We start from the raw sequence: 14,331 nt of genomic DNA, 5'->3' as shown, positions 1-14,331 counted from the left end.
GACACCGCGGTGTCCACCCGCTCCACGACCGGGGTGTCGCTCACGTGTCGTCCTCGGCTCCGGGCCGGTCCTCGCGGTGCCGGCGGCCGGGCAGGAACTCCTGCACCTTGGCCTTGAAGCCCTGGCGGACCATGTCGGTGCGGTCGCTGTCGCCCTTGACGACGGAGAGGGCCGCCGCCTCGATCTGGTCCAGACCGGCGTGCGGCGGGATCGGCGGCACGGCGGGGTCGGTGACGAAGTCCAGCACGCAGGGCCGGTCGGCGGCGAGCGCGGTCTTCCAGGCGCCCTGGACGTCCTCCGGCCGCTCGATCCGTATGCCCTCCAGGCCGAACAGCCGGGCGGCGTCGGCGTAGGGGACGTCGGGGATCGACTGGGAGGGCAGGAACTGCGGGGCTCCGGACATCGCGCGCATCTCCCAGGTGACCTGGTTGAGGTCGCGGTTGTTCAGCACCGCCACGATCAGGCGCGGGTCGGCCCACTCGCGCCAGTACTTGGCGATCGTGATCAGCTCGGCCATGCCGTTCATCTGCATGGCCCCGTCGCCGACGAGCGCGATGGCCGGGCGGTCGCCGTGGGCGAACTTCGCGCCGATGACGTACGGCACTCCGGGCCCCATGGTGGCCAGGGTGCCGGACAGCGAGCCGCGCATGGCGCCGCGCAGCCTCAGGTGCCGGGCGTACCAGTTGGCGGCGGAGCCGGAGTCGGCGGCGAGGACGACGTCGTCCGGCAGCAGGTCGTTGAGCGTGTGCACGACGTACTCCGGGTTGACGGGGTCGGCGTCGACGGCGGCGCGCCGTTGCATGACCTCCCACCAGCGGGCCGTGTCCTTCTCGATCTTCTTGCGCCAGCCCTTGTCCCCGCCGCTCCTCAGCAGCGGCAGCAGCCGGGTCAGGGTCTCGCGGGCGTCGCCGACGAGGTTCACCTCGAAGGGGTAGCGCAGGCCGACCATGTGCGGGTCGATGTCGATCTGCACGGCGCGCGCCTGTCCGAACTCCGGCAGGAACTGGGTGTAGGGGAAGGAGGAACCGATGACGAGAAGGGTGTCGCAGCCGGTCATCATCTCGTACGACGGCCGGGTGCCGAGCAGGCCGATGGAACCGGTGACGTAGGGCAGTTCGTCGTCGAGGGCGTCCTTGCCGAGCAGGGCCTTGGCGACTCCGGCACGCAGCCGGTCGGCGACGGCCATGACCTCGGTGCGGGCGCCGCGGGCGCCCTGGCCGACCAGGATCGCGACCTTGTCGCCCGCGTTCAGGACCTCGGCGGCACGGGCGAGGTCGTCGTCGCCCGGCACCGGCGCGTAGTGGGGCATGCCGAGGCTGGAGGGGACCATCTTGAAGGCGTGCTCGGGCGGCGTGTAGTCGAGCTCCTGCACGTCGGCCGGGATGATGACCGCGGCCACGGAGCGGCGGGCCATGGCGGTGCGCAGGGCGCGGTCGAGCACGTTGGGCAGCTGTTCGGGGACGGTGACCATCTCGCAGAAGTCGGAGGCGACGTCCTTGTAGAGGCTCAGCAGGTCGACCTCCTGCTGGTAGGAACCGCCCATGGCGCTGCGGTTGGTCTGTCCGACGATCGCGACGACCGGCACGTGGTCGAGCTTGGCGTCGTACAGGCCGTTGAGGAGGTGGATGGCGCCGGGCCCGGAGGTCGCGGCGCACACGCCGACCCGGCCGGAGAACTTGGCGTAGCCGACGGCCTGGAACGCGGCCATCTCCTCGTGACGGGCCTGGACGAACCGCGGGTTGTCGTCGGCGCGGCCCCAGGCGGCGAGCAGTCCGTTGATGCCGTCGCCGGGGTAGGCGAAGACGTGCTCCACTCCCCAGTCGCGCAGCCGCTCGAGAACGTGGTCGGAGACCTTCTTCGACATGATGGGGGCCTTTCGGTTTTCCGGGGTCGAGGGGTTCGGGGTCGCGGGCGGTCCCGACGGGTACCGGGTCCTGACGGGTTCTCAGCCCGGCCACGTGCCCGGTCCCGGTGCGTACCGGTCTCGGCCGGTACCCGGGCCGGGCCCGGTCAGGGGCGGCGGCGACGCCCGCGGCCGGCCCGTCCGGCTGCGATCACGAGGCCGGCCGTGAGCGCCGTGGCGCCCGCGGTGGCCGCCCACCGGGCCGCTCCGGAGGGTCGGCCGGGTCGCCGGCCGAGGCTTTCGGGGTGCCGCCCGGGCAGGTTCCCGTCGAGGCCGAGGGCGAGCGCCTCGGCCAGGTGCAGGGCCCGGCGGCCGGTGCCGCCCTGTTCGATCTGGGTGCGGCAGCTGAAACCGTCGGCGAGGACCATGTCGCCGGGGGCCGCCTCGCGGACGGCGGGCAGGACGCCTTGTTCGGCGACGGCCATGGACACGTCGTAGTGGCCGCGTTCGAAGCCGAAGTCGCCGGCCAGTCCGCAGCAGCCCTCGTCCAGGACGTCGGCGTCGACGTGCGCCCGGCGCATCAGTTCCCGGTCGGCGTCGAACTTCATGACCGCGTGCTGGTGGCAGTGGGTCTGCACGGTCGCCCGCCGGGCGAGTTCCGGCGGGTGCCAGCCCTCGGGGGCGTGGTGGACGAGCTGCTCGGCGAGGGTGCGGACCTGGCCCGCCAGCCGCCTGACGTCCTGGTCGGCGGGCATCAGTTGCACGGCGTCGGACCGGAACACGGCGGTGCAGGAGGGCTCCAGGCCGATGATCGGCGTTCCCGCGTCCAGGTAGGGCCGCAGCACGTCGAGGGTGCGTCGCAGCACCTTCTCGGCGGTTGACAGCTGACCGGTGGAGATCCAGGTCAGCCCGCAACACACCGGCTCGGTGGGGACGGCGACCTCGAACCCCGCGTCCTCCAGGACCCGTACGGCCGAGATCGCGACGGAGGGGTGGAAGTGGTTGCCGAAGGTGTCGGGCCACAGCACGACCGTCCTCGGGTCCGCCGGGTCGGGCCCGGCCCCGCCACGCGCCTTCCACCACTGCACGAAGGACCGCCGCGCGAACACGGGTGCCTGCCGCTCCCCCGCGACTCCCGCCAGCCGTTTGCCCGCACGCGCCAGTACGGGTGCGTGCAGGACCGTGTTGACCAGGGCCGGGGCGATCCGGGAGAGCCGCGCCCACAGCGGCAGCCAGCCCATCGCGTAGTGGGCGGCGGGGCGCGGCCGCCCCTCGTAGTGGTGGGAGAGGAACTCGGCCTTGTAGGTGGCCATGTCGACGCCCACCGGGCAGTCCGACTTGCAGCCCTTGCAGGCCAGACACAGGTCGAGGGCGTCCTTCACCTCGGTGGAACGCCACCCGTCGGTGATCACCGAGTCCTCGTGCCCGCCGAGCATCTCGAACAGCAGCCGGGCCCGGCCCCGGGTGGAGTGCTCCTCCTCCCTCGTGGCGCGGTAGGACGGGCACATCACGCCGCCCTCCTGGGTGCGGCAGTTGCCGATCCCGACGCAGCGCGTCACGGCGCGGGTGAAGGAGTGGTCGTCCTCCGGGTAGTCGAAGTGCGTGTCGGGGGTGTCCGGGCGCCAGGCGGGTCCGAGCCGCAGCTGCCCGTCGACCGGGTTCGGGTCGACGACCTTGCCCGGGTTCATCCGGTTCCCGGGATCGAACAGCGTCTTCAGCTCCCCGAAGGCGGTCACCAGCCGGGCGCCGAACATCCGGGTCAGCAGCTCGCCCCGGGACTGGCCGTCGCCGTGCTCACCGGACAGGGACCCGCCGTACGAGGTCACGAGGTCGGCCGCGCGTTCCACGAAGCGCCGGAAGTCGGCGACGCCCTCGGCGGTCCTCAGCCCGAACGGGATACGGGTGTGCACGCAGCCCTGGCCGAAGTGCCCGTACAGGGACGGGTGGTCGTAGCCGAACTCCTCGAAGAGGTCCTTCAGGTCGCGCAGGTAGTCGCCGAGCCGTTCGGGCGGGACGGCGGAGTCCTCCCAGCCCTCCCAGGTCTCCCGGTCGTCCGGCGGGCGCGCCGTGACGCCGAGCCCGGCCTCGCGGGCCCTGAGCATCCTCTGCTCGCGCTCGGGGTCGTCGGAGAAGGCCACGTCCGCGTCCTTCTCGCTGCGGCCGAGGGCCCGCAGCAGCGCGTGCGCCTGCTCGTCGACGTCCTCCTGGCTGTCGCCGCTGTACTGCACCAGCAGCCAGCTGTCGCCCTCGGGGAGGACGTCGAGCGATTCGAGGTGGGCGCCCTCCTCGCGCATCAGCCGGGCCATCCGGCCGTCCAGTCCTTCGAGCCGGCTGGGCTCGCAGTGTTCGAGCAGCCGGGCGACGTCGTCGCCGGCGCGGCAGATGTCCTCGTAGCCGAGGACGAGCAGCGACTGACGGCGCGGCACCGGCACCAGGTCGAGTTCCGCGCGCAGGACGGTGACCAGGGTGCCCTCGCTGCCGACCAGGGCGCGGGCGACGTCGAAGCCGTTCTCCGGCAGCAGCGAGTCCAGGTTGTAGCCGGAGACGCGGCGCGGGATCTTCGGGTAGCCGCGCCGGATGTCGGCCAGGTACTCGGCGACGATGCGGTCCAGGCCCTCGTACAGCTCGGCCTTCCGCCCGCCCTCGGCGGCGATCCGGGCCCGCTCGGCCTTCGGGGTCGGTCCCACCCAGGTGCGCAGTCCGTCGTAGGTGAGGATCTCCAGCCGGCGGACGTTGTCGACCGTCTTGCCGTACGCCTGGGCCGAGGATCCGCAGGAGTTGTTGCCGATCATCCCTCCCAGCGCGCAGTGGCTGTGCGTGGAGGGTTTCGGGCCGAACTGCAGCCGGTGGCCGGCGAGTCGCCGGTCGAGCTCGTCCAGGACGATGCCCGGCTCGACCACACAGGTGCGGGCGTCGGGGTCCACCGAGACCAGGGCGTCGCAGTACTTCGTCCAGTCGATGACGACGGCGGTGTTGGTGGTCTGGCCGGCCAGGCTGGTGCCGCCGCCGCGGGACAGGACCGGCGCGTCGAAACGGGCGCACACCTCGACCGCCCGCGCCCCCGCCTCGACGGTGCGCGGTACGACGACGCCGATGGGCACCTGGCGGTAGTTGGAGCCGTCCGTGACGTACGCGCCTCTGCTCCCGGCGTCGAACCTGACCTCGCCGTCCACGCCTTCGCGCAGCGCGGCCCGCAGCCCGGCCGCGTCGAGTGCCGGGGTGTCGAGGGGACGCGTGGAACTCGTCACGGGCGGACCGCCTCCTGGATGGATCGGGGCTTCGGACGGCCGGCCCGGGGGGTCGGCTGGGCGCCGAGTACCCGTCCGTCCAGGATGCAAAGGTGGGTTTTTCCGTCGTCGCCGTACGGTCCGGAGACGGCGTCGGGTCAGGGCGCCGTGCCCTGGGTGTACGGCAGGTCGGCCAGGTCCAGGACGCTCGCCGCGACGGAGTCGGCGCGGGCGACCAGGGTCAGTCCGGTGCGGCCGTTGCCGGCGCAGAGCGCGACGGTGTCATGGAGTACCCGCACACCGGCGCCGGCCAGGCGGGTGACGGCGGACAGGTCGACGGTGAGGTCGGTGGTGCCGCCGTGGGAGGCCGACATCAGACCGGCCTTCAGCCGTGGTGCGGTCGTGGTGTCGACGATGCCGCTGACGGTGAGGTGTCCGACGGCGTCCAGCACTTCCTCGATCCGCAGGTCCCCGGACCGGGTGGCCGCGGAGGCGGTGCCCGTGGTGACGACGACGGGGCGGCGCAGTCGGTGGCTGATCCGCACCGTCGTTCCCCTGCCCGTGGAGACGGCCCCGCGGTCGACGGTGAAGGCCCCGGTGAACAGCTCCACCATGGCCAGCCCCCGCCCCCGCACAGGGTCCGGCTGGTCCTGGTCCGACCAGTGGCCGTGGTCGGCGACCTCGATGAGGGCCGTACCGTTCTCCGTCAGGCGGGCACTCACCCGCACGCTCCTGTCGGCGTCCGGTGCCTCCGCGTCCGGGTAGGCGTGGTCGACCACGTTGGTGACGAGTTCCACGACGGCGTGCTGGACGGCGGTCTCGTCCTCGTCGCAGCAGCCCACGTGCAGCAGCCACAGGCCCAGTTCGAACTGAATGGCGCGGACACTGTCCACGACCGCGGGCAGGACCGTTTCGAAGGCGGGCACGGGCGGGGTGCGGTGGGCGGCGAGCAAGGTCACGTCGTTGCCGTGCCCGCCGTCACGCAACAGGAACTCGAGGGTCCGGGCCAGCATCCGCTCCACGGCGTCCGGCGGACCTCCGTGCCGCGGGGCGCGGTCCAGGACAGCGGCGGCGGCCGTCGCGGCCAGTACCGCGCGGCCTTCGGCCGGAGTGACGCCGGGACGCTCGACGAGGCCGTCGGTGTACAGGAGGACCACGCCGCCGTCGGGCACCCGGTCGTCCTGGTCCCGGTAGGAGGCACCGGTTCCCAACGGACCGGCTCCGTGGGCGAGATACCGCGTGGCTCCGTCGGGGGCGACGAGCAGCGGCGCGGGGCGGCCCGCCGAGGCGTACACGAGCCGGCCGTCGGCGGGCACCAGCACGGCGACGCAGCAGGTGGTCGCGCGTCCTCCCGGCACCCACGCCGTGAAGCGGTCCGCGGCGGACAGCGCGGCGGCCGGGCTCTCACCGCTGTGGAGCCGCTCGAGCACGACGGTCCGCAGCTGGCCCACGACGGCGGAGGAGGCCGCGCCGGGACCGACGGCGTCCCCCATCACCAGGGCGACCAGGCCGCCCGGCAGATCCGCCACGTCGAACCAGCCGCCGCCCGCCCTCCCGCCGGCCTCGGCCGGCGCGTGACGGGCGGCCACCCGTACCGACGGCAGCACCGGAACGTACTCGGGCAGCGACGCACGCCGCAGTTCGGCGATCGTCTCGCGCGCCTGTGCGCAGCGGTGTTCCGCCTCCTCGGTCCGCTCGCGTGCGGCCTGCCGTTCGTGAACCCGGTCGGTCACGTCGGTGACGAACACGCAGACGCCCTTCACCGCGCCGTCCGCGCCCACCCGAGGGGCGGCGGTGCAGTCGTAGAAGCCCTCCACCACCCGGCCTCCGGCCTTCGTCCGGACGCACCACTCGTGCGAGGACTCCGTCCGTCCGGTGGCCAGCACCCGGTCGTAGACCTCGTGCACCCGCTGTCCCACCGCCTCCGAAAAGACGGCGTGCATGGCCGCGCCGACGGGAGCGGCACGGTCGGCGCCGGCCCGGAAGGCGCCGTTCGCCGCCACGACGCGGTGCTCGGGCCCTTCCAGTCCGGCCATCATCAGCGGCATCTGCTCGAACACCGCGCGGACGACGTCCGCGTCACCGGTCGCGGCGGTCGTCTCGTCTTCCGTGTTCACTACGCGGATCACTCCGTCCGTGGCCCAGGACGCGCTCCGCTCACCGGAACGGCGTCCGCCCCGTGCAGTGACCACCCTTGCGGCCGGTCGAGCACCTCACCCTTGACGACGGTGCGGTGGCGCGGCCCGGTACGGGTGTTTCCCTTCCAGTGCCCACGACGCCCGTCCTCTCACGGCGATCCGCCCGGTGATTCGCCCGCGTCGGCGGGGGAACCCGGTGCGGGTTCCCCGCACGGGGGCGGGAAAGGAGGGCGGCTCGTGCGGTACGAGTTGCGAGCGGAGTACGCGGAAGGGATCCCGCCCGGGTCGGCCGACGCCCGGGTCGCCCTCTGGCACATGACGGAGGCGGGCTCGGCCGTCTCGCTCTGCGAGCGGCGGCTCGATCCGACCGCCTGGACGCAGCCGTCCACGGTCTGGGGCACCGACGCGTCGGACCCCTTCTGCCCCGAATGCGGCGTGAAGTACCTGCGTATGAACGCCGACTGAGGTTCCCCGGACGCGGTCCGACGCCACCGGGACGCTCTCGGAGGCGCGGGCCCCGGCGGGCCGTACCCGACCGCTACCGGAGCGGATTCACCCGGATCCCGGCTGCCGGGCGCTCACGGGCCACGGGTCGGACCACAGCGACCAGACCTCCGGTCCTCCGCCGTACCACTCGATGACCTCCCACTCGGCCACGTCGACCTCGTCCATGCCGTCCCAGCCCGCCGCGTTCAGCAGTTCGGTCAGGACTCTCAGGTTCTGGGCCGCGCCCACGGGCTTTCCGTCCACCCACACCTGACGGCCGTCGCGTTTCGTGGGCGGGTAAACCATCACGGACCGCTCGCTCATGTCCGACCTCCTGGGTCTCACCGCGCTTCTCCGCGCCGGACAGGGGCGTGCCCGTGGCCCGGGGCTCCCCCTCGCCCCTGGCGTACGAGCCGACGCCGGGGTGGGGCGGGGGCCCTGCGAGTGTCCTTCAGCCACGGGCTCAAACGTCCCGGCGTCCTCTCGACGGCACGAGGACCCGGCGGCCGGGAATCCGTGTCAACCGGCGACCGATGGGCACCCGGAAGCACCGGGCGGACCATCCGGGATCCGTCACCGCTGGAAAGGCTGAGGACATGGGGCACGGTGGAAACGTCATCGACGAGCTGATGACCGATCATCGGGAGGTCGAGGAGATCTTCGGGCGCATGGACCGGTGCGCGCCCGGCGACAAGGACCGGAAGGTCTACGCGGACCAGGTGACGATGGAACTGGTGCGTCACTCGGTGGCCGAGGAGGCCTACCTCTACCCGGCCGTACGCCGGCACGTGCCGAACGGTGACGCGCTGGCCGACAGGGAGATCGAGGACCACTCCAAGGCCGAGCAGATCATGAAGGGCCTGGAGAGCTACGAGGCCGACGATCCCGAGTTCGACCGGCTCGTCGGAACCCTCATGCTCGAGATCCGGGCCCACGTGGCCGACGAGGAGCAGAACCTCTTCCCCATGCTGCGCGCCGCGTGCCCTCCGGAGGCCCTGGACGATCTCGGGGACAAGGTGCGCCAGGCCAAGAAGGTGGCGCCGACCCGTCCGCACCCGTCGGCCCCCGACACCCCGCCCGCCAACAAGCTCCTGGCACCGGGCGTCGGCATGGTCGACCGGCTGCGCGACGCCCTGAGCGGCCGGGGGAAGATGGACTGAGAGGACCTTCGCAGAGCCGGCGCCGCGAACCGCCGGTGTCCTGTCCGCCCGCACGACGTCTCACGGCCGCGCGGGCGGACGGACGTCCGGAGCGGGGACCTGCCCCGTCATGCCACGAGCGCGCGCCCTCGTCCCAGGAGGCCGATGAGTTCCTCGCGGTGCAGGGCCGCCACCGGGGCGAGCAGGTCGGGATGGCGCAGCAGCGCCGCCGCCCGCCGGTCGTGGTCGTCCGGTGACCGCAGGCGCCCGAATTCCACGGGGGCGATCGTGACGTGGTCGCCGGCGGTGAGCGCGGAGACCGCCAGCCCGGCCAGCCGGGTGTCGGTCAGGAGCGACGCGGCCCAGCTCACCACGGCCTCGTCCACCCAGGTGCGCCAAGCGTCGTCCTCCGCGCCGTCGGCGGTGTCCGCGGTGTCCGCGCCGACGGTCCAGTCGAGCTTCGCGGAACCCCCCGGTCCCGCCATCGCGACCAGGGCGGCGTCCATCGGCGTCGGATAGCGCAGCCATGCCGCCACGGTGACGGCCTGGCGCGCCTGGGCCTCGCAGAGCGCGGAGGCGAGCGGCCCGCCGCAGGCCGGATAGGCGCGCGTCAGCCATTGCGTGGCCGCCGCGATGAGCGGGGAGAGATCTGCGAGCACTGCCGGCCCTCCGGGAGCTGCCGAGAGGATGGACTTCCTGCCAGGAACGGTAGCCCTGGTCAGGGGCGGCGGGATGTGGTCCAGCCCTCGATGCCGGGGTGTCGTCGGACACAGTGAGGGCCCCGGGACGGCATGCCGTCCCGGGGCGGGCTCAGTGGTCGTCCGGAGTCCCGCTGCTGTTCCGGACGGTTTCCTGCGCGTGCTCACTGACCGACAGCGCGTCGGCCGCTTCGGCATCGTGCTCGTCCGGGGGTCCGTCGCCCTGTCGCGGCTCCGCATCCTTCAGCTCTCGCAGCACCTCCTCCGCGGCCGTCCCGGCCCCGCGGCCCCCTCGGTCTTCTCGCTCCTCGTCGCGCCGGTGGCTCATGGCGTCTCGTCTCCTTCCGGCAGGCGGCCGTCCGGCCGCCGAACCGCCGCTGCGGCGGGCCGTGGTCGTGGTGGGCTCAGCCGGCCGGGTACGGGTGGTCCTTGAGCCGACGCGCGAGGTGGACCGCGTTGACGGCGAGCGTGCGCGTCGTCTTCCTCACCGCGTCGGGGGTCTTCTCGAGGTCCTGGTAGTCGGTCCCCTGCTGGGCCTCGCCGACCCAGTAGGTGACCGCTCCGGGCGCCAGGGAGAAGCCGATGTCGTTGAGGCCCTGGAAGAGGTCGGCGCTCACCTTGTGGGCGCCGTCCTCGTTGCCGACGACGGCGACGGCGGCGACCTTGTCGTAGGTGAGCATGCGCCCCTCGTCGTCGGTCTCCGAGAGCTCGGCGTCCAGGCGCTCCAGTACCCGCTGGCAGACGCTCGACGGGTGCCCGAGCCAGATCGGTGTGGCGAGGACGAGGATGTCGGCCTCCAGCACCCGCTCGCGCAGCCGGGGCCACTGGTCGCCGTCGCCCATGTCCGTCTCCACGCCCGGCCGGACGTCGAAGTCCGCCACCCGCACCACCTCGCCCTGGACTCCGAGGTCACCCAGTTCCGTCATGATCTGCTCGGCGAGCAGCTGGCTGCTTGAGGACGTGGGTGAGGCGTTCAGCGAGCAGACGAGGGAGAGTGCGCGCATGACAGGGCTCCTCGGTCGTGACGGGCCACGGACCCGTGGGCTCGTGGACGGTCGGTGGGGTCCGGGTTCCCGGATCGCGGGTTCCCGGGAAGCGCTACTTGAGCGCCTCGTGCCGGACGCGGGCGCAGCTGCGGCTGATGATCCGGGAGACGTGCATCTGGGAGATGCCGAGCTTGTCCGCTATGCGGCTCTGCGTCATGTCCTCGAAGAAGCGCATGTACAGCACGGCGCGTTCCCGTTCGGGCAGCCGGCGCAGCTCCAGCTTGGCCGCCTCGCGGTCGACGACGACGTCGTACGAGGAGTCCGCCGCGCCCAGGGTGTCCCCGAGGCTGCCCGTGTCGCCGTCACCGGGTGTGGCGTCCAGGGAGAGGGTGCTGAAGCTCTCCAGGGCTCCCAGGCCGGCGGTCACCTCCTCGTCGGTCAGGCCCGTGTGGGCGGCGATCTCGGACGTGGACGGTTCCGGACTGCCCGGCCGCTGGCTCAGTTCACGGCGGGCCGCACGGACCTGGTTGCGCAGTTCCTGCACCCGGCGGGGCACGCGCAGAGCCCACATGCGGTCCCTGAAGTGCCGCTTCACCTCGCCGGTGATGGTCGGCACGGCGTAGCTCTCGAAGGCGCCCCGGGTCGGGTCGAACCGGTCGACGGCCTTGATCAGGCCTACCGCGGCCACCTGGTTCAGGTCCTCCACCGTCTCGCCGCGGTTGCGGAAACGGCCGGCGATCCGGTGGGCCATGGGCAGCCACGCCGTCACCAGTTCGTCTCGCACGGCGTCCCGTTCGGGGCCTGCTTCGAGATGTGCCAGACGCCCGAAGAGCGCGGGAGTGCCGATGCGGTCGTCGTACCCGCGCCGCGGGCGTCGGTCCGCGGCGCCGCCCGGAGGGCCGGCACCACCGGTGGTCGTGTCCGTGAGCATGCGGTTCGCTCCTGATCGGTGGGTTCACGCCCGGTCCCGGACTCGTCCTGTGGACCCTGCCTGAACGTGGAGTCAGGTTCGCCGCTGCGAGAGTGCCGCCGGGACCGTCGGGCGGCCGTGGCAGCCGGTGTCTCCCGCTGGGCGTGCGCCTCCGGTCCGAAGCACGGACATCCGGGTGCCCATGGCCCACGACCGCAAACACGTGCGGCCGGTGCCTTCGGGTACGGGCTTCAGGCTTCGCCGGTCTTCAGGCTTCGCCGGTCTTCAGCAGCAGAACCGCGATGTCGTCGGTCGGCAGGCCGTGGGGCCAGGAATGGTGGATGAGCTTGTCGACGAGCCGGTCCGGGCGGGAGCCGCCCGCGAGAAGCCGGGCGAGACCGGTCGTCATCCGGTCGAGATCGGTGCCGGGTACCTCGACCAGTCCGTCGGTGTACAGGGCGAGGGTCGTCCCCGGGGGCATCGGGACCGTGGTGATCGGGTACGGGAGGTCGACGCCGATGCCGAGCAACGGACCCGGATCGATCTCCAGCACGCCGGGCCGTCGGCCGGGCCGGTGCAGGAGGGGCGGCGGGTGGCCCGCGCTGGCCAGGCTCATCCGCCGGTGGTCGAGGTCGATGTGCGCGTACAGGCAGGAGACGAGGAGGTCGGGCTCCAGGTCCGCGAGGACCCGGTTGGTGCGGGCGAGCACTTCGTCGGGCCGGGCGCCCGCGGTGGCGTGGACGGCCGTACGGACCTGTCCCATGAGCGCCGCGGCCGCCATGTTGTGGCCCTGGACGTCGCCGATGACGGCCGCCGCGGTGGTGTGATCGAGTCGGATGAGGTCGTAGAAGTCACCGCCCACGTCCATGCCGTGGCCGGCCGGGAGGTACCGCGCCGCCACCTCCAGCCCCTCGAGGGCGGGCAGGCTCCGTGGGAGGAGTGCCTGCTGGAGCGTGTGGGCCAGGGCCTGCTTCGCGTCGTAGAGGCGCGCCCGGTCGAGGGCCTGGGCGAGGAGGCCGCCCAGTGACGTGAGGACGGCACGGTCCTCCGCCGTGAAGGTGTGGGGGCGGGCGTAGGTGAGGATGCAGCAGCCGACGGGGCGCGCGTCGCTGATGAGCGGGAGGAAGGCCCAGGCCTGCTTGCCGCTGATCCGTGGTGCGGCCGGGTACTCGCGGACGAGTTCGCCGGGGTCGGCGAAGAACAAGGGGTTCCCGCTGATCAGCGCCTGGCCCGCGGGCGTCAGGCTGGTGCCGACGGGAAGGCCGTCGAGGCGTTCGATCGTCCGCGGGTCGTAGCCGTGGTGGCCCACGATCTTCAGGCGCCCGGCGTCGGCCGCGGACAGGACCATGCCGTCGGCCCCGAAGGCGGGGAGGATCTGGACGGCGATCAGGTCGACCACGTCCTGCACGCCGATCACGTCCGTCAGGGCCGCCGCCAGGTGCACCAGCTGGTACAGCCGGCCGACGGACGCCCCGGGCGGCGAGGTCGCGGCGGGGACGGCCGTGCCGGACGGGTCACCGGGCTGTGAGCGGCGGGGCTTCACCCGGACGCTGATGCCGCTGGAATCGGGATGGAGCTCGAGGTCGAGCCAGGTGTCCGGTGGCCGCAGAACGGTAAAGCGGACGGGCTCACGGCTGATGACCGCGGTGCGGTAGTGGTCCTCGACGAGGACCTGGTCCATCCAGGGCAGGGACTGCCAGGGCCGTGTCCCCAGGAGCTGACTGACATGGCGGCCGAGGAGGGAGGCGGCCCGCCTGGTGAGGAAGGTGATCCTGCCCTCCAGGTCGAGGGCCACGAAGCCTTCCGGCAGCCGTTCCATGAGATCGGCGGGCGCGTGGGCGGAGAGGGAGAAGGTCTCGGAAGCACCGTCCACGGGAATCATGTGCGGCTCGTCCGGCAGGACGAGTTTCCTGCCGGCCTCTTCCAGCACCCGGGCGACGCGTCGGCCGAGGGCGGCGAAGTTCCCCCTCTCCCTGGGCGAGGCCCGGCCGGAATGGCTGGCGGGCCAGACCAGGAACAGCGCCCCCCAGCGGCTCCGGCCGGTGATCGGTGCCGCTGCGGAGGCGAACCGGTAGGGCAGCGCCGCCGCGGTCTGCGGATAGGAGAGGGCCATCTCCTCCTGCGAGCCGACCCAGACCACACGGTTCTCGCGGAACGCGTCGCCGACCGGGACGGACGCCGCCACGGGCATCTGCCGCCAGGACACGGCGGCATCGCCGGGCAGCCCGTACGCCACCTTCAGTCCCAGCAGTCGCCCGGCCTCGTCCACCAGGTAGATGCCGCCGCCCGACGCGCCGGTGCGACGCACGGCGACCGTGAGCGCCTCCTCCAGGAGCTCGATACCGCTCGGCCCGTCGGCGCCGCCCGCCTTCTCGGCACCGCCCGGCTCGTCGGCGCGGCCCGGTCCCCCGGCACCGGCCGGCTCGTCGGCGTGGCTCGGCTCCCCCGCGCGGACGGGCGTCAACCTCCTCGGGTCGCTCGACACAGCGGCGAGCCTCCTCCCGCAGCCACACGCGACGGTCCGGTCCATGTGCCCGGCCTGCTCACGGAGCGGTACCGCCTCCGGGGAACTACCCGTCCGGCCACCATGTGCGCGCAATGTCCTTTCGGACCTCGGGGCGCAGACGCCGGTCCATCTCCTCGGATGCGCGACGACTGGAATCGGGCTTCCTGTCGGGCTTCTTCTGCACCGTCTCACGACGCATCTCTCTGCCTCCTCACCTCTGCACCACTCCCAAGTTCCGCGATATGAACGATTTAGGCGTATTTCGGCCGCATTGATGAATATCATCCTCCATTTCCCGCGCGGGCTCTCCCCGTCGCCCTGGTGCCTCCGTTACGTCTGCCGCACAGGGGTACCCGTGTGCCGCCGCCGACCCTCGGCCGGCCCGCCGCCACCCCTGG

Annotated in this window: 11 protein-coding genes; 2 read left to right on the top strand and 9 right to left on the bottom strand. The window is 72.8% G+C overall.

Going from position 1 to position 14,331, the window contains the following annotated elements:
- Window positions 1-40 precede the first annotated feature (40 nt).
- From ACICHK_RS38080 to ACICHK_RS38070, 3 genes are all read right to left on the bottom strand, one after another.
- On the bottom strand, window positions 41-1,864 hold the full coding sequence (locus ACICHK_RS38080; RefSeq protein WP_406840534.1) for a thiamine pyrophosphate-requiring protein: 1,824 nt from the start codon (window positions 1,862-1,864) through the stop codon (window positions 41-43).
- Between the two features lie 146 nt (window positions 1,865-2,010).
- Window positions 2,011-5,091, bottom strand: a complete 3,081-nt coding sequence (locus ACICHK_RS38075) for an FAD-binding and (Fe-S)-binding domain-containing protein (protein WP_406840533.1) — start codon at window positions 5,089-5,091, stop codon at window positions 2,011-2,013.
- A 137-nt stretch (window positions 5,092-5,228) separates the two neighbouring features.
- Window positions 5,229-7,187, bottom strand: a complete 1,959-nt coding sequence (locus tag ACICHK_RS38070; RefSeq protein ID WP_406840532.1) for a SpoIIE family protein phosphatase — start codon at window positions 7,185-7,187, stop codon at window positions 5,229-5,231.
- A 258-nt stretch (window positions 7,188-7,445) separates the two neighbouring features.
- On the opposite strand from ACICHK_RS38070, the gene ACICHK_RS38065 reads away from it, so the two are divergent.
- Window positions 7,446-7,673, top strand: a complete 228-nt coding sequence (locus tag ACICHK_RS38065; protein ID WP_406840531.1) for a hypothetical protein — start codon at window positions 7,446-7,448, stop codon at window positions 7,671-7,673.
- Between the two features lie 87 nt (window positions 7,674-7,760).
- On the opposite strand, the gene ACICHK_RS38060 is transcribed toward ACICHK_RS38065, so the two are convergent.
- Window positions 7,761-8,018, bottom strand: a complete 258-nt coding sequence (locus tag ACICHK_RS38060) for a hypothetical protein (RefSeq protein WP_406840530.1) — start codon at window positions 8,016-8,018, stop codon at window positions 7,761-7,763.
- A gap of 272 nt (window positions 8,019-8,290) precedes the next feature.
- On the opposite strand from ACICHK_RS38060, the gene ACICHK_RS38055 reads away from it, so the two are divergent.
- The gene (locus ACICHK_RS38055) at window positions 8,291-8,854 is read left to right on the top strand and encodes a hemerythrin domain-containing protein (RefSeq protein ID WP_406840529.1); all 564 of its coding nucleotides are present in this window, start codon (window positions 8,291-8,293) and stop codon (window positions 8,852-8,854) included.
- A 107-nt stretch (window positions 8,855-8,961) separates the two neighbouring features.
- Here the strand turns inward: ACICHK_RS38055 and ACICHK_RS38050 are convergent, their stop codons facing one another.
- The 5 genes from ACICHK_RS38050 to ACICHK_RS38030 all read right to left on the bottom strand — a co-directional run bounded on the left by ACICHK_RS38050 (window position 8,962) and on the right by ACICHK_RS38030 (window position 13,912).
- Window positions 8,962-9,492 (bottom strand): hypothetical protein, encoded by a 531-nt coding sequence (locus ACICHK_RS38050; protein WP_406840528.1) that lies wholly within the window; start codon window positions 9,490-9,492, stop codon window positions 8,962-8,964.
- Between the two features lie 151 nt (window positions 9,493-9,643).
- Window positions 9,644-9,859: a hypothetical protein gene (locus ACICHK_RS38045; protein WP_406840527.1), complete on the bottom strand. Its 216-nt coding sequence runs from the start codon at window positions 9,857-9,859 to the stop codon at window positions 9,644-9,646.
- Between the two features lie 76 nt (window positions 9,860-9,935).
- Window positions 9,936-10,535, bottom strand: coding sequence for a flavodoxin family protein (locus ACICHK_RS38040; protein WP_406840526.1), 600 nt, complete (start codon window positions 10,533-10,535; stop codon window positions 9,936-9,938).
- 94 nt (window positions 10,536-10,629) lie between these two features.
- Window positions 10,630-11,448: a SigB/SigF/SigG family RNA polymerase sigma factor gene (locus tag ACICHK_RS38035; protein WP_406840525.1), complete on the bottom strand. Its 819-nt coding sequence runs from the start codon at window positions 11,446-11,448 to the stop codon at window positions 10,630-10,632.
- Between the two features lie 247 nt (window positions 11,449-11,695).
- On the bottom strand, window positions 11,696-13,912 hold the full coding sequence (locus tag ACICHK_RS38030) for a SpoIIE family protein phosphatase (RefSeq protein ID WP_406840524.1): 2,217 nt from the start codon (window positions 13,910-13,912) through the stop codon (window positions 11,696-11,698).
- Window positions 13,913-14,331: the final 419 nt, after the last annotated feature.

It is taken from the genome of Streptomyces sp. AHU1 (assembly GCF_045343905.1).
GTDB lineage: Bacteria > Actinomycetota > Actinomycetes > Streptomycetales > Streptomycetaceae > Streptomyces > Streptomyces triticiradicis.
This window is presented reverse-complemented; position numbering and strand designations above follow the sequence as displayed.